This window comes from Acinetobacter sp. WCHAc010052 (assembly GCF_002165295.2).
GTDB lineage: Bacteria > Pseudomonadota > Gammaproteobacteria > Pseudomonadales > Moraxellaceae > Acinetobacter > Acinetobacter chinensis.
The window spans coordinates 928,735-951,957 of sequence record NZ_CP032143.1 but is presented as its reverse complement, the minus strand read 5'-3'; the positions used below and the strand labels follow the sequence as shown (position 1 = coordinate 951,957).

Here is a 23,223-nt window from a genome sequence, read left to right as displayed (position 1 = left end):
GTGGACATCCTTCCTGGACATCTCACTGTTGAAGAATAAAACAATCATTCAATTGAAAAATATAGTTTTTCTGACAGCAATTTAAGGAACTGGGTCAATTACCGCTCAATTGACTAAAAAACATACTATTTCTTGATTTTTAACAGAATCGCATCCCACCACTACAGTTCGGTGCAAATGACTGTCCATTTAAAGTCAGGTTTTTAACGTTCAGTTTTAACGGCGTATTGCTCAGATTTAAAGTTCCGACATTGGCTGTCAAGGCTCCAATCCCCAGAAGCCCACCAAGATCGTTTGTCTTGGCTGGATTGGTCTCCAGATACTGACTGACCGCTGTAGCGATCTGAGGGAACAGCTGATCAATCACGATCAGATCCTGTGGAATAACATCTCCAATATTTACAGGGTCTTTGGCTGAAAGCCACCAGCCCCGCTGTGCCGTATCAGCAGCATCTGTTCCTGCCCATTTCACTGCCTGCTTCTGCAGACTGAGGGACATTGCAGAGTTGATAGGTAAATTATGAATCAGACCTAAGGACTGCTGCAGGGTCAGATCGGCGGTGATACCCGTAATTTTCCCACTCATATAAACATTTTTAAATTCTGAACCTTTCCTTGCAATAGCACAGGCAAGCCAGCTGCATGAAGTTACCTCAGCGGTCACTTTACCACCCAGTGCCTGAATACCTGTCGGATAGCCTGTCGCTGGATCATAAGTAACCACTCCTCCTTCAGGATAACCACTGGAATCATCACCTAAAAGAATATCAGGTACTTTCACCTGCGTTGTCAGTGTAGTAGAGGTCTGGCGTTTACCATTGACTGCAATCGCAGGTGTTGTAAATGGGTTACGTAAAATTTCAGGAATATTGAAACCACCGGCTGTGGTTTTAAAATCAACTTCAGCAAAACCACCCAGTCCCAACGCCTGTAACCGACCTGTAACGGCAAGATTTCCATATTCGTTTGAACCATACAGGTTATAACGTGTGGCAGCAGTATTCGCGAGACCATTGATTTTCTGACTTTTGTCGTCCGACTGTACTTTCATGAAACCTGAAAGACTATTGATTCCGTTTGGTTTTGACGAATTTTCCGTTCCGATGGTTAACAGCCCCACCACTTTATCCGCACTTAAACGAAAGCCGACAATTTCACGGGCTGCTGCACTGTTCGGATTTTTAATTGCAAATTCCACAAAAGGATTGGTCAATTGTGCCGATGAGGCAACCCGTCCTGCACTGGTGCCACTGATTCCACTTAAGCTGACATTTTCAAGATCAATATCACAACCACCTGCACCATTGGCTCCACCACAACCCAACTGAATCTTTTTAATATTGGCATTCAGATCCACTACTGCATCGAGACCAAGCTTATAAAACCCAATATTTTCAGCTTTCATTGTCGAGTGTGCATTAGCAGGATCGGTATAGGCAAGATTCAACAACCCCTTACCCGCAACACTGGAAAGCTCAGAGTCATCCATGCTGATTAAGCCTGTCTCTGCATGAGCATATCCAGTCAATGCCAGACAGCATGCAACAAGAGTCGTTTTTTTCATTTTATTATTTAGCCCTTCTACCTGATAACCATCTTCCTGATGGTATATTTCAGCTAAAGACTAAACCACTAAAAAACCACATTCAACAAAATATGTGTGACATAAGACACAAAACAACTCGGTAAAAATTTCTAAATATCACTTTTACTATACTTTTATACTTAAAATCAAAATACTTATCTGTTTCCACCCACCTTTACAACCTTACTTTTATTTAAAAAATATTAACAATAATACAACAATGAAAGAATTTCAGATTCCTCCAGATTTCACTCCATGTGAATCGAGATGTTTAAGCATTAACAGTACCTGAGTCCACCATAGCAGTTAGGGGCAAAATTCTGAGTTGCCAGCTGTAAGTCTTTAATTGGGAAATACAGTGGATTTGCTGATGAAAGATCGACTTTTCCTATATCAAGTCCTGCTATTAAACATCCAAGCAATGCGCAACTCGGTGGATTCTTCGTTAAATAATCACTGATCTGCGGCACAACCTGCTTCAGAATATCATTGGTCACATCAATGGGATTGGATGGAGTCACCTGACCAATATCAATTTCATCCTCGATTGCCATCCACCAACCACGCTGTGCGGCAACCTCAGCACCAGTCCAGTGAATCTGCTGTTTCTGTAATGACAGCGAGAACGGGTTATTCAGTGGTAATTTATGAATAAAACCCAGGTCTTCATCAATATCAAGGTTTGCTTTCAGACCTGAAATATAACCATTTGCATTAATTCCAATTGGAATTAAGCTGATTAAAGGCAACTTTACACTCGCTGTAATATTTCCACCAAAATTAAGGTCTTTAATGTCAGCTGTACCAGTCAGTTTTGCTGATGTCATACGGTTACCTGACAAGGTTGTCCTATTTACCTTCAGTGTTGCCTGAGCAGAATCAAGTTGTAAATTATAATCTTTAGTTTCAAATCCAGGCGATGTCAAAGAACCTAATCCGACCAAGTCAATCCGACCACTGATTGGCATGTTTGTATCAGCATACGACATACCTCGCGCACGAGTTGAAGCTGTACCCGTAGTCTCTTTAATTTTAATTGCACCACTTAAGGTATTGATCCCATTTGGCTTATCAGAATTTTCTGTACCTGCGGTCAAGAGTCCCATCGCTTTCTCTGCACTTAAACGGAAACCCATAATTTCCCGGGTTGCAGCAGACTGTGGATTTTTAATGGCAAACTGAATAAAAGGATTGGTCAGTTGAGCTGAGGAGTTTACCCTATCGGCACTGGTCTCACCAGGACCACTTAAACTTAAGTTATCAATATCAATGTCACAGTTGCCTGCACCATTGATACCGCCACAACCCAGTTTCAGACTTTTAATATTGGCATTCAGCTCTACAACAGCATCCAGCCCAAGTTTATAAAAACCGATATTCTGGCTCTTCATTGTAGAATGTGCCTGAGCAGGAGCTGTGTATTCAAGCTTAAATAAAGCGGCACCTTCGACCTGAGAAAGCTCACTGTCACTGAGTCCAATTAAACCTGTGCCAGTACTTATATCTGCATAAGAATAACCTGAAATAGCCATGCAGCATGCTAACAATGCTTTTTTCATCCTTGCTCAGTCCTTTTTATTTTATATATTCACCATCATCCCGACAGTGCTCAAAAAACAAACTAGACCAGTATGAAATCACATGCAACATTCATTTAGGTGACTAAAATCACTAAATATTGGTGTTTTTTGCCAATAAATCCATTTTTAATCATTAAAAACAATGGAGTGGAATTGCACTAAAACAGCGCAACAATGTTAACTAATTTACTCTTTTTAACAATAGCGCAACATATTCACCAAACCATTGCGCTGTTTCCAGATCACCAGAAGGTGGTGTGATATCCACAGGTGCATTATCAGACTGCGTCATCAATCCCAGATAACCCGCCATACGGTTCAGGTCTGTAGGTTTGATTCCAGTTGGCATCAAGGGCAACCCACTCCACAGCATGCCATGCTGCATAGCAAAGATATTGATCTGCTGAAGAACGGAGAGTTTGTCACCACTCAAACCACCTGAGTTGGTAAAAGCGGCAGCCAGTTTGCCTTGCCAGTCTCTGTTTTTCCATCGTCTGGAAGTGGAATCCATGAACATTTTAAAAGGGCCAGTCACACTGCCCATATAGGTTGGACTGCCAAAAATAATTGCATCTGCCTGATCCAGGATATCCCAGTCAATGTGCTCAATATCCATTACAGACACCTGAACACCTGTTTTTTCTGCACCCTGTGCAATAAAGGAAGCAACTTTAGCGGTATGCCCATAAGGGCTGTGGTAAACAATGGCGAGAGATTTTGCAGACAATGACATAGCAGTTAAAACAGACAAATTTTGTCAAGTTTAACATCTATTCATATTTAAACAATTCCTGAAATCGCTGTGCATTTCAGTACTAAGTAATTCAATTTTCAGTCTTTCATGATCTTAGGAGTCGTTCAGTTTTTATTTTCCATAAAAACAAAGGTTGCCATACGTCCAGTTTTTGCATGTCTGCGATAGGAAAAATACTCATCGGGCTGACGGTATGAACACTGATCACCACCAAGTACAGTCTGTACTCCATGTGCCTTCAGGATAAAACGGGCAATTGCATACAGGTCAGCATAATATTTGCCTGCCTGATCACCTGGTTCAAAGGCACTTTCAAGTTCGGCATATTTTGAACAGAATGCTGTTTTGACTTCAGCTCCAACTTCAAAACAGGGCTGACTGATGGCAGCCCCCAGCCATGCCCAGTCTGGAGCTGACTTCATTTCAGCAATGGTATTTTCAATAATTCCACCTGCCAGTCCACGCCATCCTGCATGAAGATTGGCGATTTCACTGCCTTCAGCATTCCCCAGAACAACAGGCAGACAGTCTGCGGTCATCATCATCAGGGCATGACCTGTGGTCTGAGTGACCAGTCCATCCCCCTCAGGGGCATCAAAGTAAATATCCTTGTTCACAGTACGGCAAATGGTACTGTGTGTCTGAGTCATCCATGTAATTTTTGTGACGCCATAACCGGCAAAGTCTTTGAGCAGTGTCATTCTGTGCTGCTGAACCCGAAGTGCATCGTCACTGACATGCAAGGCAAGATTAAAACCCTCAAGTTCAGGCTGTTCTGAAGGACATGTTTCAGGATGATGCACCCGAGTCTGACCGACATAGATGCCTGCTGGTAATCCCTGCACAAACTGCATATTCAACTCCATTTACCGTCATTTTTACTTTTGCACTGGCTGACAGAAAAGGCTGAGCTTCCCTGTCAGTACTGTCTGGTCTTTTTCCGCAATCAATACGCTGCATTTTCTGAACGAAGTACATTGACCAGTTCAGCAAAATCTTCAGACCACGGCGCTTCAAACATCATTTCCTCACCTGTACGCGGGTGAATCAGGCCCAGTTTTGCAGCATGTAAAGCCTGGCGTTTAAAGCCACGTAAAGTATCACTCAACAGTTCAGATGCCCCTGCTGGTACCCGTACACGTGACATATAAACAGGATCGCCAACCAGACCAAAACCGATATAACTGAAATGAACACGAATCTGATGTGTACGTCCCGTTTCAAGACGTGCCTGAACACGGGTAAAGTGCTGGAAGCGTTCTTTTACATTGTAATGTGTTACTGCATCACGTCCGCCTGGCAGAATAGCCATTTTTACGCGATCTACAGGATGACGCTTGATCGGTTCATCAATCGTTCCACCTGCAATCATATTGCCATAAACCACCAGGTCATACACACGGTACACGGACTTACGTGCCAGCTGTTTACTTAAAGAAAACTGGGATTCAAGATTTTTAGCCACCACCAGCAGACCACTGGTATCTTTATCAATACGGTGTACAAGCCCGGCACGGGTCAGTTCCGCAGATTTCGGATAATGATGCAGCAGCGCATTCACCAGTGTACCGGTATGATTACCTGCACCTGGGTGAACCACCATACCAACCGGTTTATTAATCACAATAATGTCATTGTCTTCATAGACAATATTCAGTGGAATATCTTCCGGCTGACTGGCAGTCTGCACTTCCAGTTCAGTTTCAAGTGTCAGCAGTTCATGCCCTTCACACTTATATTTAGGCTTAACAGTGTTACCATTTACCAACAAATGACCTTCTTTCAGCCACTGTTTCAGTTTTTCCCTGGAAAAATCACTCCATACGATGGCAGCGACCTGGTCGATCCGCTGGCCGAGAAAGCTTTCATCCAGTTGAAATTGCAACGATAAACGTGTTGCAGTTGACTCTGAATTATGATTATCTGCATCCTCAGAATCTTCAAATACATTCAGATCAGTTTCAGGGATAATGGAATTGGAAGATTGTGCTTGGGTCATTTGATCATTCAGACAAAAGTGGTTTAATAGCGCAATTGTAGCTCATTGCCCATATTAACAGAGGAATTTTTATGTCGCTGCCACATTATAAAATTACAATGCTGGTCCTGTCTTTAGGCATTGCATCTGCAATGGTGGGCTGTAGCAGTAATCCAAAAAAAGAAGTGGTGGATACAGGACCGCAGTCCAGTGAACAGGTTTATATGCAGAAAGCAGAAAAAGCCCTGGAACGTGGACAATATACAGATGCTGCAAAATACCTGGAATCGGTGGATACGTATTATCCGACTGGGGACTCTGCACAACAGGCTCAGCTTGAACTGCTGTATGTCAAATTCCAGCAGAAAGATTATGAGGGTGCTGTTGCACTGGCTGACCGTTTTATCCGTCTGAACCCTCAGCATCCAAATGTGGACTATGCTTACTATGTCCGTGGTGTAGCCAATATGGAACAGAATTATGATGCCATTCTGCGTTATACCTCGCTGAAACAGGCTCATCGTGATGTCAGCTACATGAAACTGGCGTATCAGAATTTTGTCGATTTCATTCGCCGTTATCCATCCAGCACCTATGCTGTAGATGCAGCACAGCGTATGAAGTTTATTGGAAATGAACTGGCAGAAAGTGAAATGAATGCTGCCCGTTTCGCTATTAAACGAAAAGCCTTTGTTGCTGCGATTGAGCGTTCACAATGGGTGATCGAACATTTCCCACAGACACCACAGATTCCTGAAGCACTGGCAACCATTTCTTATGGTTACAGCAAACTCGGAGATCAGGCAATGGCTCAGCAATATGCTGAAGTACTGAAACTGAACTATCCGAACCTGGTCAAATCTGATGGAACGGTAAATTTACGTGCAGCCCGTAAAGAAGGCAGCTGGTTCAACCGTGCAACATTGGGAATTTTTGGTCGTGAGGCGAAAAACTCATCTGAAGCTGAAGCAGAGCAACAGTCTGTAACAGAAGAACGCAGTCTGACCAACCGCCTGAGTTTTGGCCTGCTTGACCGTCCTGAAAAGTCAAAAAGTATTCCAGCGCCTGTAGAGGATGCTGCACCAACTGATGCAGCAGCACCTGCGCAATAAATTCAGCTGTACAGTGCATTTTAAGCAAGGGCAAGTTATCATACTTGCCCTTGCTGTTTCTGTACTTTCAATTCTTTTTAAGGTAGCTTAAAAGTTGTACTGAACTGAGAGTAACAGCCTCTCACAGCACTCAAATTTTCAGTTTTCATGCAGCGCGACAGAACTATGGCCATTCCTCAGCACACCATTGATCAGATTCTGGATCGGACCGATATCGTCGATCTGATCGGTCAGCGTGTGAAACTGAAAAAAACAGGACGGACCTGGTCAGGCTGCTGCCCTTTTCATCAGGAAAAATCACCGTCTTTTCACGTCTACCGTGATAAACAGTATTTTCACTGTTTCGGTTGTCAGGCAAATGGTAACGCCATCCGTTTTTTAATGGATATCGACAGTCGTAATTTTATTGATGTCATGAAGGATCTTTCCAGTCAGACTGGAATTGAGCTGCCCAAAGACAATCAGGACTCCAAGCGTCTCAGCTATAAAAAAGAAGCCCCGAAACCTGTCAGTATTCCTGTTGCTCCAAACAATCCTGCTCAGCAGAAAACTCAGCCGACAGTATCTGTACCAGATACATCCATTGATCCTTTTGCAGAAATTCTTCCGCCATCTTTCGATGACAGTATCTATCATTTCAATGATCCTTTCATGCAGTTTGATATGGCTGCTGCTGAAGACACCGCTCAGGAAGGAAACCTGTACGATCTGCTGGAAAGTGTGGCTCAGTATTATGAATCACAGCTTCCAGGCAGTAAAACTGCACAGCAGTATTTTAAGCAGCGTGGTCTCAGTGCTGAAACCATTCAGTTCTGGCGTTTAGGCTATGCACCTGAAGACTGGCAGCATCTTGAAAAAAAATTCCCTCAGGATGTTGAGGGTTTAAAGCTGCTGGGACTGATACGGACCAGTGACAATGGTCGGGCTTTTGACCTGCTGAGAGACCGTGTTATTTTCCCGATTCGGGACAGTAAAGGTCGTGTGGTAGGTTTCGGTGGTCGTGCGCTGAATGATGAAATCAAACCTAAATACATCAACTCCCCTGATTCCGAAGTCTTTCACAAAAATCAGTTACTGTACGGTCTGTATGAGGGACGTAAGCTTAAAGCCCAGGACTGGCTGATGGTTGAGGGCTATATGGATGTCATTGCCTTACAGCAGTATGGCATCAATGGTGCTGTTGCAACTCTTGGAACAGCCAGTAACACCGAACATCTGAATATTCTGTTTAAACAGAATAACCGCATTACCCTTGCATTTGATGGTGATGCCGCGGGACAGAAAGCTGCTCGCAGAACACTGGAAATTGCTCTTCCATTGCTGAATGACGGTCGTGAACTTAAATTTTTTGTTCTGCCCAAAGAACATGATCCTGACTCACTGATCCGCCAGGAAGGCATAGAAAATTTCCAGCGTTTACTTCAACAGGCACCGTTACTGTCAGATTTTATCTTTGCGTATTTAACACAGAATCATGACATCACTACTCCAGAAGGCAAAAGCCTGGTTATGGCTGAACTGCGCCAGCTGACTGAACTGTTACCTAAGACAGGTTCATTCCGCTATCTGCTGAGCCAGTCTTTTAAAGAAAAACTGGGTTATGGTCGTCGCTGGACCCCACAGGTCAGTAATGACGCATCGCTTTCTTTCAGTATCCGTACCCGTGATGAAGATTTTGCACTTGCGATTCTGATGCACCATCCGTTTTTATATATACATTTTGAGACTTTAAGAGCTGTCGTTCCGCAAAATGAACTGTTGGCTGAAGTTCTTCGACTAATGAATATTGTGTTTGAAGAACTGCCTGATGACCAGGAACTGGCAACCTATTATGTGCTGGGTGCCTGTAGCCGTTATGCACAGGAAATCGCCGACATTATTCAGCGTACAAATATTGAAGCCCTGACGCAGGCACCTGAAATGGCAGATAAACTGGCAACCGAATATGCCTTAGCTTTGCAGGAAAAATACTTAAGAAACAAAATGAAATCTCCTGGTTCATTGATTGAATCCAGAAATTTACGACAACAGCTGAATGAGCTGACCAAAAAAATCAGTTTAAGACTGGTGTCCTGAACTGATTTTTATTTCTGCTTATTTTTTACTTTTGCGTCGCTTTCTGTAGACGTCATCCAGATTGTTTTTAATGGATTCAAAAATGGAAGGATCTTCTTCTTTTGCTGTTTCACGTAACAGAATAGAAGCAGGGTGCAGCAGCTTCTGAGTCAGTCTGTGTGAAAACTCCTGCATGACCTGTTCAGGATTTTCACCTTTAGCAATACGCTGCATTGCTAAAGCAAGCTCTTCCTCTCTCAAAGTTTCACCATGCTGACGGTATGCATGAATGGTCTGACCGGCCTGATTCACTTTCTGCTGTGTCACCAGTTCTGTCGCCAGCTGGTTGACCATGATCTCAGCTTCAACCGCTGCCTGTCGGCGCTGCGCCAGATTATCGTCAATGACGGACTGAAGATCATCCACACCATACAGATACACACCATCCAGGCTTTCAACCTTCGGATCTATATCACGTGGAACAGCCAGATCCACCATTAACATCTGCTGATAACGACGCTTCTTCAATGCCGACTTTACATCTGAAAATGCAATGACCTGATGCAGACTGCCCGTACAGCTGGAAATCACATCTGCACGATGTAAGTTTTCAGCCAGTGCAGAAAAAGGAACAATTTCAACATCCACACGATGTGCAATTTCACGGGCAAGCGTTTCCGCACGTTCCTGTCCACGATTACAGATCAAGACCTTTGCAACTCCCATTTCCGCCAGATGTTTTGCCACCAGACTGTTCATCTCACCTGCGGCAACCACCATCACGGTCAGTTTTTCAGGCTTACTGAATACCTGCTGTGCCAGCTGTGCCACGGCATAGCCCATGGATACAGCATGACTGCCAACCGCAGTTTCAGAACGTACACGTTTAGCCGCATAGAAAGCGTATTCAAATATTCTGTTCAGATCAGGAGAAACTGTTGCTGCATCTTTGGCCAGTGACAGTGCCGATTTGACCTGCCCTAAAATCTGCGGTTCTCCCAGCATCAGGGAGTCGAGTCCACTGGACACCCGCATCAGGTGAGTAACTGCCTGAGCATTTTCATAACGGTATACATGATTCAACAATTGTTTTACATCAATACCATTGGCACGGGCGAGCCAGTCCAATACCTTATCCGCATCTTCGGACATGGCATAGACTTCTGTACGGTTACATGTAGAAACGACCACCATATCATTCAGATCATGATGTTCGCTTTGCTGTGCGAGTATTTCACTTAACTTTTCAGGGTTAAATGCAATCTGCTCACGCAGTTCTACAGACGCGGTTTGATGGTTGACACCCAATGCAAAGAAAGACATATCAGATCATCATTTCGCTAAATTTATGCTATTGTGCAACATCGGTGTCATAAAAAGCATTACTTGGATTCAGAAAAATTGCGTCAAACAAACAGCCGACTCAACGGCGCGACAATTAAGCAATATTCTACCACATTCTTACTGGTCGGTAGCATGGCTTCCTCAGCACAAGTTCGTGCTGCTGGAGAAATATACCATGCCGACTCAAACTATAATGCCATAAAACAAAGCATGATTGCCGAATTTGCCCTGGCTTATCATGATTTTCCAACTGCTTTGCACAATTACACCGTTCTTGCCATCAAAAGCAATTCAACCGCGGTCAAACAAAGAGCCTTAAATATTGCGATTGAACAGGACAACCTGCAGGCAGCACTGGATATTGCAACGCACTGGGTGGTTCAGGAACCATCTGATGTTCCAGCCCTGTTTTATCTGTCACATATTGCGCTGAAAACACATGAATATGAACTTGCAGCTGAAACACTGGATAAAATTTTAAAGATTGATCCAACCGCTGACCTTGAAGAAATTCTGGCTGGCATTTCACCCGAATCCGAAGAAGACCGTCAGTATCTGACCAGTGCTCTCAGTTCAAGCAACGAACGTGAAAATCCATCCATCCTTGTGCTGATCGCAGGGCTAGAAGCGCAGAACGGTCAGCTGAAACAGGCACTGGAAACTGTCAACAAAGCCTTAAAAAAGCGTCCCAAAGCAACCAGTTATATTTTAATGAAAGCCAATCTCCTGAATGCAATGGGAGATGAAAATGCGACACGGGCATGGTACGAAAGAGCCAGCCGAAAAAACCGCAATAATCTTGAAATACGACTCGCTGAAGTCAAATATCTGATCAAGAAAAATGAATCTGAACTGGCACTCGAGCACCTGGAAACCATTCTGAAAAAATGGCCTGATGCCGAAGAAGCGCTGTTCATTACAGGTCTGACTGCGATTGATCTTGAGAAATATGAAATTGCAGAAAAATACCTGGTCGAATTGCGTTATTCAGCTCAGTATCAGAATGAAGCGTATTATTACCTGGCAGTCAATGCAGAAAGAAAACAGCATTTTGAAACAGCCAAAGCCTACTATCGACTTGTGGATGGAAGCCTGTATACGGTTTCCAGGCGTAATATGATCTCAATCTTTGCACAGCAGAACCGTCTGAATGATGCACTGCGTTTTCTGACACAGGAACGGGTCAACTATCCACAGCATGCCAGTTTTCTCTATCTTGCACAGGCTGAGATCTTAAAACGCACCAACAACAAAAAAGCAGCATTGCGCATTCTGGATGAAGCCATCAAAAACCTGCCCGATGATCCAGAACTGATCTATGCTGAAGTCCTGTTACTCGATCCTTATGAATCCAGAGACAAACTGGACAGACTGCTGAAAAAACTGCTGGAGATTGAACCCAACAGTCCTACCTACCTGAATGCTTATGCCTATACGCTGGCATTACAGAACAGACGGCTGGATGAAGCACGGAAGTACGCAGAGCAGGCACTGGACAATGCGCCAGAGCAGGCATCCATCCTGGACACACTGGGCTATATCACTTTTTTACAGAATGACTTCAAAACATCTGCCCAGGTACTGCAAAAAGCCTACTCCATCAGTAAAAGCATAAAAATTGGTGTCCGATATGCACGTGCCCTGTACATGCAGGGTGAACTGAATCAGTTCAACACAGTGTTACATCAGCTACAACAAAATCATCCAGATGATCCACAACTGGATCAACTGACTTCATTACTGTTACCTCAACAGACTAAAAAGAGTTAACCCGATTCATGCAATTATTCACACGTTTCAGCACTGTTCTTGTGACCTCAGGATTACTGATGCTGACTGGTTGTCAGCAGTACACCAAACCTCAGTTACCCCCTGAAGCACAGCTACCGGAAGCACCGAGCCAGTTCAGCCTTCAGGGTAAAATCGGTGTCCGCACACCTCAGCAGAGTGGCAGTGCATTTTTTACATGGATACAGCAGCAGCAGGAATTTGACATAGAGCTGAGCGGTATCCTGGGTGTGGGTAAAACCCAGATCACAGGAAAACCAGGTGAAGTGTCTTTAAACAGCGCTAAAACTGGTCTGATTACTGCTGAAACACCTGAAGAACTGCTGGAAAGAGCAACGGGCTGGCAAGCACCGATTACACATTTAGTCAGCTGGGTTCAGGCAAAACCTGCAACGACTTCTGCTGAAATTAAAAAAGATGAACAGGGACGGATTGAACAACTGAATGAAGATGGCTGGGCTGTCAGTCTCAGCTACAATGAAGCCACCCTGCTCCCCAACAAACTGATTCTTAAACAATCACTTGAATCTGGTCAGGAAAACCGTATTACAATGATTATTCAGAACCGTTAATTCATACCACTTATGATCCGAGTACAGTCCCCTTCCAAATTAAATCTGTTTCTGCATATCACCGGTCGCCGTGAAAACGGTTATCACGAACTGCAGAGTATTTTTCAGTTGATTGACCTGTCTGACTGGCTGGAATTCACCCAGACAGATACTCAGGATGTTTTAATTGACGGATTAAACAGCGTTGATTTACAGCAGAATCTGATCTTCAGAGCGACTGAAATCTTAAAACCATTTGCTCAACAGCCAGGTGGTCTGCATATCCGTATTGAAAAAAATATTCCCATGGGTGCAGGTTTAGGTGGTGGTTCCTCCAATGCAGCAACCACCCTGATTGTGGTCAATCAATTATGGAAATGCGGTTTAAACACTGAACAGCTGGCAGAACTGGGGCTGAGACTTGGCGCTGATGTCCCGATTTTTGTTCATGGACGGAACGCATGGGCTGAAGGTATTGGTGAACACTTAACATTCATAGACTTAGATCAAAAACAGTACATTGTGTTAAAACCTGACTGTTTTATCAGCACTCAACTGCTTTTTTCACAAAAAACATTGACAAGAGACACTAAGCCTACTAAATTTTGCGCCTATCAGCTTAAGCCATCCGATTTCATAAATAACTTTGAGCCAACAGCAAGAAGTCTATATCCTGAAGTCGATGAAGCGATGCAGTATCTGAATCAGTTCGGAACTGCAAAACTTACAGGTACAGGTGCCTGTGTTTTTGTTGAAGTCACTGAAGATATGAATACTGATGAGATTTTAAAACATTCACCATGTAAATCCTACATTGTGAACAGCTTAAAAGAATCACCACTCATTCATTTCAAAGTGTAATGATAGGGGCGTCGCCAAGTGGTAAGGCACCGGGTTTTGATCTCGGCATCCGTTGGTTCGAATCCAGCCGCCCCTGCCATCATTTTCATCTGTAAGATGTTTGTTCATCTAAGTAACAGGGGCGTCGCCAAGTGGTAAGGCACCGGGTTTTGATCTCGGCATCCGTTGGTTCGAATCCAGCCGCCCCTGCCATTACTTAGCATACTGAACAACACATCAATTAGGGGCGTCGCCAAGTGGTAAGGCACCGGGTTTTGATCTCGGCATCCGTTGGTTCGAATCCAGCCGCCCCTGCCATTTTCTCAAAAAAGACAGAACATGGTATTCACTGTTTTTTGCCAGTTTACCTTGACAAAAACAGTTGGAAACACTAAAATTCTGCCGCATTAGGGGCGTCGCCAAGTGGTAAGGCACCGGGTTTTGATCTCGGCATCCGTTGGTTCGAATCCAGCCGCCCCTGCCATATACTTTCAAATCTGCCAACCGCCAAGGGTGCTTCATGCCCAATCTTGTCGTTTTTAGTGGGTCTGCGCATCCACAATTCGCCCAAAAAGTCGTTAGCCACTTGCATATCCCTCTGGGTGCTGCCGCTGTAGGTAAATTTTCTGACGGTGAAATCACTGTTGAAATTACTGAAAACGTGCGTGGTAAAGACGTATTTATCGTACAGCCTACTTGTGCCCCTACAAATGATAACCTGATGGAAATCTTAGTAATGGCTGATGCTTTGCGTCGCGCAAGTGCTGGTCGTATTACTGCTGTGATTCCTTACTTCGGTTATGCCCGTCAGGATCGTCGTCCTCGTTCAACCCGTGTTCCAATTACTGCTAAAGTTGTTGCAGATATGCTGACAACTGTTGGTATTGACCGTGTTGTAATGATCGACCTGCATGCTGACCAGATTCAGGGTTTCTTTGATATTCCTGTAGACAACATCTACGGTACTCCTGCACTGCTTGCTGACTTACGTCAACAGTCTCATGACAACCTGATGGTGGTTTCACCTGACGTTGGCGGTGTAGTACGTGCACGTGCTGTTGCTAAACAAATGGGTGATATTGACCTTGCAATCATTGATAAACGTCGCCAGAAAGCGAATGAATCACAAGTGATGCATTTGATTGGTGATGTGAAAGATCGTGATTGTGTCATCGTCGATGATATGGTTGATACTGCTGGTACATTGTGTAAAGCAGCTGATGCATTGAAAAAATTCGGTGCTCGTAAAGTTGTTGCTTATGCAACTCACCCAGTACTTTCAGGTAAAGCACTTGAAAATCTTAAAAATTCTGTGATTGATGAATTGGTTGTAACAGATACGATTCCTCTTTCTGATGAAGCTTTAAATCTTGGTAAGATTCGCCAGGTTTCAGTAGCAAGTATGGTTGCTGAAACAATTCGTCGTATTAACAACGAAGAATCTATTAGCGCAATGTTCGATTCTTATCTATAATATAGCGCTGAATTTAAAAGCCCTGCCTTTTGGTGGGGCTTTCTATCACTGAACTGGTCGAAGGTTCAGTCAATTAAACTTAAATTAGGAATGTCTGTCATGGCAAACTTCGTATTAAATGCAGTAGCACGTGAAGAAGCAGTTCAAGGGAAAGGTTCGAGCCGCCGCCTTCGTCTTCAGAACAAAGTACCAGCGATCATCTACGGTGGTGAAGCTGCTCCTGTTGCTGTAACTTTAGAACTTCGTGAGCTTGTTAAAGCTTTAGAAAGCAATGCTTTCTTTGAAGAAGTTGTTGAAATCAACATCGACGGTAAAGCTGAAAGCGTTAAAATCCAGGCTTTACAGCGTCACCCAGCTAAAAACACGCCTATGCACGCTGACTTCAAACGCGCATAAGTGTTGATGGTGTAAATTAGTGTCAGATATTTCACTGATTGTAGGTCTGGGTAATCCTGGAAAGGAATATGCCCAGACCCGCCATAATGCAGGCTTCTGGTTCGTTGAACGCCTTGCAGATCAATATGGCATTTCCCTCAAAGCTGACCCAAAATTCAACGGAATCAGCGGTCGTGGTAATATCGAAGGTCAGGACGTTCGTCTGCTGTTACCCACAACCTTTATGAATGCCTCTGGTAAAAGTGTTGTTCCCTTCGCAAAATTCTATAACATTGCCCCATCATCTATGCTGATAGCCCATGATGAACTGGATATGAATCCAGGTGTCATTCGCCTGAAAACAGGTGGTGGTCATGGTGGACACAATGGTTTAAAAGATATTGTTCCCCACATCGGTTCTGATTTCCATCGTTTACGCATAGGAATCGGTCATCCAGGTTCAAAAGAACGCGTATCTGGACATGTCCTTGGCAAAGCACCTTCCTCAGAACAGACTCTGATGGACGATGCGCTTCATCATGCATTATCCCGTATTAAACTGCTGGTCAATGGTGATGTACAGCAAGCCATGAATCAGATCAATGCTTACAAACCGAACTGATAAATTCACGAATTGTTGAACAATAGCGCTTGCCTTGACGTTTATTTCAGAGCAAAATGCGTTTGCGCTGAAGCCTGTCCAGGACGAAGCTATTTGATTCAACCATAAGATAAAACATCTTAGGTCCACTAAGGAGACGCTAGCCATGCTATCTCGTTTATTAAAATGTAAAATTCACCGCGCTTTCGTTACTCATGCAGAACTTCACTATGAAGGCTCCTGTGCGATTGATGGCGTTCTGATGGATTTAGCTGGCATCCGTGAATATGAAGAAATTCATGTCTGGAACGTGACAAATGGTAAACGCTTCACAACTTACGCGATTCGTGGTGAAGATAACTCAGGCATTATTTCTGTCAATGGCGGTGCTGCACACCAGGCAGATGTTGGCGATATCGTGATTATTGCAACATTTGGTGACTTTACCAATGCAGAAGCGGATGCACATAAACCGCGTCTTGTGTATGCAAATCCAGACAATACTGTGAACCACACAGCGAACTGCATTCCTGTCCAGGTGGCTTAATAAGCACAGTACTCAAAGATTCTAAAAAAACCCGCTTAATGCGGGTTTTTTACATCTATTAATTCAATCTTTATGCATCAAAACGGGTAAATTTCCATTCCACCACTTCTTGTTTTTTTCACAGCCCAAAGACTTCAAATCACCGCCACGCAACGAAGCAAGAATAGCATTACCCCTTTCATCGACTTTAAACTCTGCATATTGCGCAGCCTGATAGCATTCAGCCAAGCCCTCTGCAAACAGAAAGCTGTTCGAAGCAGGATAAAGCCTATCCAGGCGATTATCAGGATTTTTAAGTACGATACGATGACTGGCTGATGGATACATTTCCAGTAATCTTGGATCCAGACTGGTTTTCACCACACGACGCTGTGCATCGAGTGCGACATAAGCAACAACCGAAGACTTATTTTTAATTGCAGTAGCATTCATGGGAATATGTGGATCACCCTTTTGCACAGCCACATCATAAAAGCTCAGATCATAATTGAGCACCATATAGTCCCCCTGGATCAAAGAACGGGGATCTACAGGTGCAAGCTGAATATAAATACTGTCACTGTGTTTTAAATGTTGCTCATTTTTCAGGATCAGGCCAAGAAAAAATACAACACTCAGAATGGCGATAACCAAAGGGATATTTTTTTTCATTGTGTTATCCCCTCTTTATTTTTAAAATGCACTAAACATAGACTCAGTAATAACAGCGTGATGCCTGAAATAAAGATACTCAGACTTTTCACCAGAAAAGTCACTTCCAGTGAATAATACAGGCACCATAAAATAACCGTTAAGGTCAATAATGCAAAAGCAGAGATGAATTTATCATGCTTCATCAAAGCCCATGAAAGCACCGCCAGCACAATAAAGATTTCAAAATAACCGAAATAAATCAGCACAGCACCAAAAATCGCTAAAACACATTGTGCTAAAAAATTGAACTGATTCTGTATATGCAGAATTAAAAATAATACACACCACAAAATCGGAAGACCAAATGTAAAGGCTGGAATAAGCTGAATATCAGCGAATTCACTTTTTCCTAAAAAAGCGTAAAAACCAACAGAAAAAACAGTAATCACTAAATTACAAAGCATCAAACTTCTTTGATATTGTTGCGGTTGAATTTTCTGAACCCACAGCAGCGCCGTATAAAAAACATAAGTCAGCAGCGTCAGATAAGCAAAATTTTCAACATTTCCCATCCAGAAGTGTGCTGCATTGTCATGCCAGATCATCGCAACACCCAAAGCATAGAGCGCAGACAACTGAACAAAAACAAAGAACCAGTGCGTTCTGACCCAATATGCGACGATCAGCCCAACAGCCTGAATCAACAACAGTGGATAAATCTTTTCGGTCAAATCATAAGTATGAAACAGGATTGCGACCTGCCCTGCGACAAACAAACAGTAAGCAAGCTGTCTTAAAAATAAATTCTGCTTTATTTTGAGCATATAGGCTGCGAAAGCCACAAAAATGATGCCCATAATTAAGGAAAAATTCCCCCAGAATGTCAGCATCAATGAAGACAGCACAATCCCTGAAATCCACGCACCAACAGCCAGAGGAATATTATTGAATCGGCTGTTCGGAATAAACTTAATCAGTAAAAAAGTAATCAATGCAAACCATGCAAAAATAATTACCGCAATGATCAGCAGCCCCAAGATTTCAGACTGTCTGAATAAATTATCAAGCCATTTCACAATGATTAAGGTGAAAGTAATCCCTAAAGTGACCGCAGACAGTACACTGCACAACTGATCATTTTTCTTATAGAAATAAATAAATGCGATGCTCAATAAAATCAATGAACAAATAAAATAGAGCAGTCCCTTATCCATATATAAGAACATCACCATATTCCATACAGAAAGCATGGCAAACCAGATGATGAATAAATATCTTATTTTTGGATAATATCTGAGACAGAATAAAAACTGTAACAGTGCCAGGAGATGGATAGACAGTAAAAAAACGGTTGGAGATTCATCTCCCCAAAAGGTTTGAATAAAGAATAAAAATAAAGCAATCTGACTCACAATACACAGCAGAAAAAAGATGCCAATACTAGAGCGGTACAGCCAGGGCAACAGCAGCACAGACCAGATGAAAAACAGTAAATAACTGTCTGCACCTGTCTGATAAACCTGTCCAATAACTGCCATACACAGCCCGATCATCAAGCCACAGACAGCATGTAAACACTGGATTAAAGAATCATTTTTGACCAGAAAAACACTGGACAGCGCACTCAGTAACAATAAAAGTTGTGGAATCACCAACTGTACAGATTGAGGCAACATAAACCAGTTGGCTGCAATCAGATATAAAACACTGACCGCAATCAATGTAAAACCAAAGATCTGTAAATGCTGTACAAATTTCTGATCCTGCCATGAAAATACTGTCTGCTGAGTTCTGATCAATGCCTATACCCCGTCTTTATTTTTCATTATTAAACCTTTTATCCACTATGCTTTAGCACAGATTGTTCTATTCATAGTACTGATCATTCTAAACAAAAAACATATCTACACTGTAAAACAGTCTATAATGATCTTACATCGCTTCAGGGCGGGGTGTAATTCCCCACCGGTGGTAATCTGAATCATCATTCTACCTTGATGTTTCAGTAGCCCACGAGCCAGTCACTTCTCCAGTGATTCGCAGATTTGGTGAGATTCCAAAGCCGACGGTATAGTCCGGATGAAAGAAGACGACGTCACAGTAAAAATTCCAGTGCCCTGTATTGGAAAATGTTTTGTAACGCCACTATTTCACATGTCCTGAAATGTTCAACCGTATTTATTTTTTACGAGAGCGTTTCAATGTCCAGTTTAATTCAACCTGAAATTTTCTTTTCGGCACTTTCCCCTGCTGAGCAACGTATTCAACAAGCTTTAGAAGATATGCGCCAGGGCAAACCCGTCCTGGTCATGGACGATTTTGATCGTGAAAATGAAGCTGATCTGATCGTTGCTGCCGAAACCCTCAATGCCGAAACCATGGCACGTATGATCCGTGACGGTTCTGGAATAGTCTGTTTAACACTGACTGATGAACTTGCCGATCATCTTGAATTACCATCAATGGTTCAGGATAACTCCAGTCAGTTTAAAACGGCATTTACCATCACCATTGAAGCTGCTGAAGGCGTAACCACTGGCGTATCGGCAAAAGACCGTACCACAACGATTCATGCTGCGATTAAAGATGGTGCTGTTGCCAGTGATCTAAACCGTCCTGGGCATGTATTCCCTTTACGTGGTCGCAGTGGTGGTGTACTTACTCGTCGTGGTCATACTGAGGGTTCAATTGATCTGGCACGTTTAGCAGGTTTAAAACCCGCAGGTGTGCTGTGTGAAGTAACCAATCCAGATGGCACAATGGCATCAGGTATCCAGGTCCTGGCTTATGCTCAGACACATGATCTGACTTTGATCACTATTGAAGAACTGGTTCAGTACCGACTGACTCACAACATATAATTTTTTGCTGTTTCTGATTTAATTTAAGCAACAGAAAAAAACTCCCAAAGATTCAATCTATGGGAGTTTTTTTAGATTCATTAATATTTAACAACCACTGAATATCAGAAATTTTTTAATCCTGAATACAGTCCAAAAACTGCAACAGCCATCAGAATACAGCCACAGGCAAGCAACAGATAACGATAAATACTTGAGCCTGACAGTTTGTTAAACCCAAGATAAACTACCGACAGCGTGGCAAAATCCAGAACAATCCAGCTGAAAGTCAAAATCATAAGACTGATATTGATATCTGATGTGATATGAATAAACTGTGGAAAAAATGAAGCAAAGAAAATAATGTCTTTAGGATTTGAAATCCCAACCATAAAACCCTGGACAAAACCGCCATCTGTACTCTGCACATCCCCAACAGCAGGATGCACTTCCGTCCGTGCTTCTCTTATGATCTGAATACCAAGCCAGGCAATATAAGAACTTCCCAGAATCTGCACAGTACTGAGCCATTGTTCATTAATATGAACCGCGCCTTTAATAATCAGTACAGACAATGTAATCAGAACCAGGGACGCAAGATTGGTTCCAGTAATGGTTTTGAATGCCTGAGCATAACCCCCCTTTAAACCCGCACTCGCCACCAGCATCATTACAGGACCAGGTGTGGCAATCATAATCACCACAGCAAAACAATACAGCAGATACTCAGCCACTTTTATGTCCAGCAACAGTATGTTGTTCAGAATAAAATCCGTTGATGATCATTAAATCTCCTGCTCTTCATCCATCTGCAACAGATGATGACTGATCCCATCCGCTCTTAAAAAAGCCAGATCATAACTTGCCGTTGCCAGTGCCAGTACACGCCGTTCAAACTCCTGCCAGATCGGTTTGACCTGCTTCTGAGTGATTCCAAGACCGCTGTCTTCAGTAAAATTTTTATTCTTTTCACATATTTTCAACGCATGATAAAGCTTTCGTCCTTTAGATGCATCATCACGCAAACGGACTCTGCGTGAAAGTACAAAACCTTCTACATGACGTAAGTCCGCCAGTGGCAACATCGGAATCAGAATCTGATCCAGCTGTGCATCCAGCCGTTTCCAGACAGCACTGTGCTGCTCTTCCGTATAAGTATTCCATTTGATTACTTCGTGATTAAAGCGGCGGCAACCACGACATACTGAATCACCAAATACCGTTGAACAACGCCCTGCACATGGGGTTAATGAGGCAATTCGACGATCAGTACTCAAAACAGACTCCTGTAAAAATAATTCATCCTGTAATACTGACATTAACGTCCGTACACAGTTCATTCAAAATATGACAGCATCATACCCATACTGCAAAGATTTGAAAAACCCATTTTTTCAATAAGGTTTTCTCGCAAACCTGAGCAAATCACGTTAAAATGTGCGCCTTAAATTTTATCCTGTATTTACACATTTGGAGTACTCCATGAACGCTACTGTAGAACAGCTTGCACCTGTAGAACAGCAAGCGACCTCTGGTTGGGTTGTTGCCGCACTTTATCAATTCAAAGAAGTTCAAGATTCTGCCGATCTTCAACAACGTCTTTTAGATCTGGTAAAAACCATCAACCTATGCGGTACTCTGATTGTTGCTGATGAAGGTATTAATGGAACAGTTGCGGGTGACCGTAAAGCGATTGATGTGATTCATCAGTTCCTTTTAGATGAAGGTTTCACAGCGATGGAATATAAAGAATCGCACAGTGAAGAAAAACCGTTCCGTAAAATGAAAATCAAACATAAAAAAGAAATCGTGACTCTAGGCGTAGAAGTTAAACCACGTGACCTGGTTGGACACTATCTTGATCCTAAAGAATGGAATGACTTAATCGCACGTGATGATGTGATCCTGATCGATACACGTAATGATTATGAATATAAAGCAGGGACTTTTAAGGGTGCGATTGACCCTAAAACTGAAACTTTCCGTGAATTTCCAGATTACGTGAAAAAAGAGCTGGAACAGCATAAAGATAAAAAAATCGCGATGTTCTGTACCGGCGGTATCCGTTGTGAAAAATCGACGTCATTACTTCTTCAGGAAGGTTTCAATGAGGTTTATCACTTGAAAGGCGGTATTTTAAAATACCTCGAAGAAACCCCTGCTGAAGAAAGCATGTGGGAAGGTGAATGTTTCGTCTTTGATGGTCGTACTGCGGTCACGCATGGTATGGAAGAAGGCGAAAATACCAAATGTCACGCATGTGGCTGGCCTTTGGTTCCTGAAGAAGTGGCTTTACCTAGCTATGAACATGGCGTGTCTTGTAAGTACTGCATCGACAAAACTTCTGAAAAGCAAAAAGAAGGTTTCCGTATGCGTCAGTCACAAATTACTGCGGCTAAACGTAAACGCCTGTAAACTGGAAATATTATTTTAAGTAAAAAAAGGGAGATTCAGATGAATCTCCTTTTTTATCGCATAAAATTAATACAATTCATATATACATAATGACCCGCTCAATTAAACTGTTAAAAAATCTGACTGAACTTCAAATATGACTGAATGGATTATTTCCATTATGGAGCAACTTGGCTACTTCGGTATTGCCTTGCTCATGTTCCTGGATAATGTATTCCCCCCTATCCCTTCTGAAATTATTATGCCTTCAGCGGGTTATACCGCTTCCAAAGGACAGCTTCTTCTGACAGGTGTGATTATCGCAGGCAGTCTCGGCTCACTGATTGCTGCCGCAGTGCTGTACTGGGCTGGAAGAAAAATTTCACATGACAAACTGTTTGGTCTGGTTGACCGTTTCGGTAAATATCTGTTCATCAAAAAAGAAGATGTGGAAAAAGCCCTGGAATGGTTTGAACGTTACGGACACCGTATCGTTTTCTTCGGCAGGATGATTCCCGCTGTACGCTCACTGATCAGCATACCCGCAGGCATGAGTCACATGCCCTTCTGGAAATTCATGCTGTACAGTGGATCAGGCACTATTATCTGGACGACTTTTTTAGCTACTGTCGGTTATTACTTTGGTGAAAATCAGGCACTGATGCATCAGATTTTCAGTCGGGTCGGCTATATCATTGTGGCAATCTGTATTGCATTTTCTGCTGTATGGCTATACCGTAAATACAGTCATAAGCCACTAAAATGAATAAAA

22 protein-coding genes, 4 tRNA genes and 1 riboswitch are annotated in these 23,223 nt (G+C 42.9%); of the genes, 16 read left to right on the top strand and 10 right to left on the bottom strand.

All coding sequences use genetic code 11. From position 1 onward, the window contains the following. Positions 1–139 precede the first annotated feature (139 nt). The 5 genes from CDG61_RS05040 to rluD all read right to left on the bottom strand — a co-directional run bounded on the left by CDG61_RS05040 (position 140) and on the right by rluD (position 5,918). Complete coding sequence (locus CDG61_RS05040) at positions 140–1,564, bottom strand: hypothetical protein (protein ID WP_087551176.1); 1,425 nt, start codon at positions 1,562–1,564, stop codon at positions 140–142. Positions 1,565–1,863: 299 nt separating this feature from the next. Continuing rightward, positions 1,864–3,144, bottom strand: a complete 1,281-nt coding sequence (locus CDG61_RS05035) for a hypothetical protein (RefSeq protein ID WP_087551177.1) — start codon at positions 3,142–3,144, stop codon at positions 1,864–1,866. A gap of 202 nt (positions 3,145–3,346) precedes the next feature. Next, the gene (locus tag CDG61_RS05030; protein WP_087551178.1) at positions 3,347–3,898 is read right to left on the bottom strand and encodes a flavodoxin family protein; all 552 of its coding nucleotides are present in this window, start codon (positions 3,896–3,898) and stop codon (positions 3,347–3,349) included. A 125-nt stretch (positions 3,899–4,023) separates the two neighbouring features. Then, positions 4,024–4,773 carry a peptidoglycan editing factor PgeF gene (pgeF, locus tag CDG61_RS05025; protein WP_087551179.1) on the bottom strand — a complete coding sequence of 250 codons (750 nt, stop codon included), beginning with the start codon at positions 4,771–4,773 and terminating at the stop codon, positions 4,024–4,026. A gap of 92 nt (positions 4,774–4,865) precedes the next feature. Next, the gene (gene rluD / locus CDG61_RS05020; protein ID WP_087551180.1) at positions 4,866–5,918 is read right to left on the bottom strand and encodes a 23S rRNA pseudouridine(1911/1915/1917) synthase RluD; all 1,053 of its coding nucleotides are present in this window, start codon (positions 5,916–5,918) and stop codon (positions 4,866–4,868) included. A gap of 71 nt (positions 5,919–5,989) precedes the next feature. On the opposite strand from rluD, the gene CDG61_RS05015 reads away from it, so the two are divergent. Together CDG61_RS05015 and CDG61_RS05010 are read left to right on the top strand one after the other, a co-directional pair. Beyond that, the gene (locus CDG61_RS05015) at positions 5,990–7,009 is read left to right on the top strand and encodes an outer membrane protein assembly factor BamD (protein ID WP_087551181.1); all 1,020 of its coding nucleotides are present in this window, start codon (positions 5,990–5,992) and stop codon (positions 7,007–7,009) included. 165 nt (positions 7,010–7,174) lie between these two features. Beyond that, the gene (locus tag CDG61_RS05010; RefSeq protein ID WP_087551235.1) at positions 7,175–9,085 is read left to right on the top strand and encodes a DNA primase; all 1,911 of its coding nucleotides are present in this window, start codon (positions 7,175–7,177) and stop codon (positions 9,083–9,085) included. 18 nt (positions 9,086–9,103) lie between these two features. Here CDG61_RS05010 and hemA read toward each other — a convergent pair whose 3' ends face one another. Then, positions 9,104–10,387 (bottom strand): glutamyl-tRNA reductase, encoded by a 1,284-nt coding sequence (gene hemA / locus CDG61_RS05005; RefSeq protein ID WP_087551182.1) that lies wholly within the window; start codon positions 10,385–10,387, stop codon positions 9,104–9,106. 78 nt (positions 10,388–10,465) lie between these two features. On the opposite strand from hemA, the gene CDG61_RS05000 reads away from it, so the two are divergent. The 11 genes from CDG61_RS05000 to panD all read left to right on the top strand — a co-directional run bounded on the left by CDG61_RS05000 (position 10,466) and on the right by panD (position 16,584). Further along, a complete protein-coding gene (locus CDG61_RS05000) occupies positions 10,466–12,178 on the top strand; it encodes a tetratricopeptide repeat protein (RefSeq protein WP_087551236.1) in 1,713 nt (570 codons plus the stop codon). A gap of 8 nt (positions 12,179–12,186) precedes the next feature. Beyond that, positions 12,187–12,768, top strand: coding sequence for a lipoprotein insertase outer membrane protein LolB (gene lolB, locus CDG61_RS04995; protein ID WP_087551183.1), 582 nt, complete (start codon positions 12,187–12,189; stop codon positions 12,766–12,768). Between the two features lie 12 nt (positions 12,769–12,780). Further along, the gene (ispE, locus tag CDG61_RS04990; protein ID WP_087551184.1) at positions 12,781–13,608 is read left to right on the top strand and encodes a 4-(cytidine 5'-diphospho)-2-C-methyl-D-erythritol kinase; all 828 of its coding nucleotides are present in this window, start codon (positions 12,781–12,783) and stop codon (positions 13,606–13,608) included. 4 nt (positions 13,609–13,612) lie between these two features. Further along, positions 13,613–13,687 (top strand) — tRNA-Gln (locus tag CDG61_RS04985). Positions 13,688–13,725: 38 nt separating this feature from the next. Continuing rightward, positions 13,726–13,800 (top strand) — tRNA-Gln (locus CDG61_RS04980). A gap of 30 nt (positions 13,801–13,830) precedes the next feature. After that, positions 13,831–13,905, top strand: a tRNA-Gln gene (locus tag CDG61_RS04975). 91 nt (positions 13,906–13,996) lie between these two features. Further along, a tRNA-Gln gene (locus CDG61_RS04970) sits at positions 13,997–14,071 on the top strand. 36 nt (positions 14,072–14,107) lie between these two features. Beyond that, positions 14,108–15,061, top strand: coding sequence for a ribose-phosphate pyrophosphokinase (locus tag CDG61_RS04965; RefSeq protein ID WP_087513489.1), 954 nt, complete (start codon positions 14,108–14,110; stop codon positions 15,059–15,061). Between the two features lie 99 nt (positions 15,062–15,160). Further along, positions 15,161–15,457, top strand: a complete 297-nt coding sequence (gene rplY / locus CDG61_RS04960; RefSeq protein WP_087513529.1) for a 50S ribosomal protein L25 — start codon at positions 15,161–15,163, stop codon at positions 15,455–15,457. Between the two features lie 19 nt (positions 15,458–15,476). Continuing rightward, positions 15,477–16,058 carry an aminoacyl-tRNA hydrolase gene (gene pth, locus CDG61_RS04955; RefSeq protein ID WP_087551185.1) on the top strand — a complete coding sequence of 194 codons (582 nt, stop codon included), beginning with the start codon at positions 15,477–15,479 and terminating at the stop codon, positions 16,056–16,058. 145 nt (positions 16,059–16,203) lie between these two features. After that, positions 16,204–16,584 (top strand): aspartate 1-decarboxylase, encoded by a 381-nt coding sequence (gene panD, locus CDG61_RS04950; RefSeq protein ID WP_087513491.1) that lies wholly within the window; start codon positions 16,204–16,206, stop codon positions 16,582–16,584. 63 nt (positions 16,585–16,647) lie between these two features. On the opposite strand, the gene CDG61_RS04945 is transcribed toward panD, so the two are convergent. Both CDG61_RS04945 and CDG61_RS04940 read right to left on the bottom strand, forming a co-directional pair. Next, a complete protein-coding gene (locus tag CDG61_RS04945) occupies positions 16,648–17,235 on the bottom strand; it encodes a GDYXXLXY domain-containing protein (RefSeq protein WP_087551186.1) in 588 nt (195 codons plus the stop codon). Next, complete coding sequence (locus CDG61_RS04940) at positions 17,232–19,016, bottom strand: DUF2157 domain-containing protein (RefSeq protein WP_087551187.1); 1,785 nt, start codon at positions 19,014–19,016, stop codon at positions 17,232–17,234. The genes CDG61_RS04945 and CDG61_RS04940 overlap by 4 nt, the downstream gene beginning before the upstream one ends. A gap of 136 nt (positions 19,017–19,152) precedes the next feature. Next, positions 19,153–19,312: riboswitch (FMN riboswitch) on the top strand. A gap of 106 nt (positions 19,313–19,418) precedes the next feature. Between CDG61_RS04940 and ribB the strand changes: the two genes are divergently transcribed. Beyond that, a complete protein-coding gene (gene ribB, locus CDG61_RS04935) occupies positions 19,419–20,078 on the top strand; it encodes a 3,4-dihydroxy-2-butanone-4-phosphate synthase (RefSeq protein WP_087551188.1) in 660 nt (219 codons plus the stop codon). A 104-nt stretch (positions 20,079–20,182) separates the two neighbouring features. Here the strand turns inward: ribB and CDG61_RS04930 are convergent, their stop codons facing one another. Together CDG61_RS04930 and CDG61_RS04925 are read right to left on the bottom strand one after the other, a co-directional pair. Further along, a complete protein-coding gene (locus CDG61_RS04930) occupies positions 20,183–20,797 on the bottom strand; it encodes a LysE family translocator (RefSeq protein ID WP_087551237.1) in 615 nt (204 codons plus the stop codon). Between the two features lie 45 nt (positions 20,798–20,842). Continuing rightward, positions 20,843–21,334: a DUF1289 domain-containing protein gene (locus tag CDG61_RS04925; RefSeq protein WP_087551238.1), complete on the bottom strand. Its 492-nt coding sequence runs from the start codon at positions 21,332–21,334 to the stop codon at positions 20,843–20,845. A gap of 205 nt (positions 21,335–21,539) precedes the next feature. Here CDG61_RS04925 and CDG61_RS04920 point away from each other — a divergent pair, with 205 nt between their 5' ends. Both CDG61_RS04920 and CDG61_RS04915 read left to right on the top strand, forming a co-directional pair. Beyond that, positions 21,540–22,472: a rhodanese-related sulfurtransferase gene (locus CDG61_RS04920; protein WP_087551189.1), complete on the top strand. Its 933-nt coding sequence runs from the start codon at positions 21,540–21,542 to the stop codon at positions 22,470–22,472. A 136-nt stretch (positions 22,473–22,608) separates the two neighbouring features. Next, positions 22,609–23,217 (top strand): DedA family protein, encoded by a 609-nt coding sequence (locus CDG61_RS04915; RefSeq protein ID WP_087513496.1) that lies wholly within the window; start codon positions 22,609–22,611, stop codon positions 23,215–23,217. Positions 23,218–23,223 lie beyond the last annotated feature (6 nt).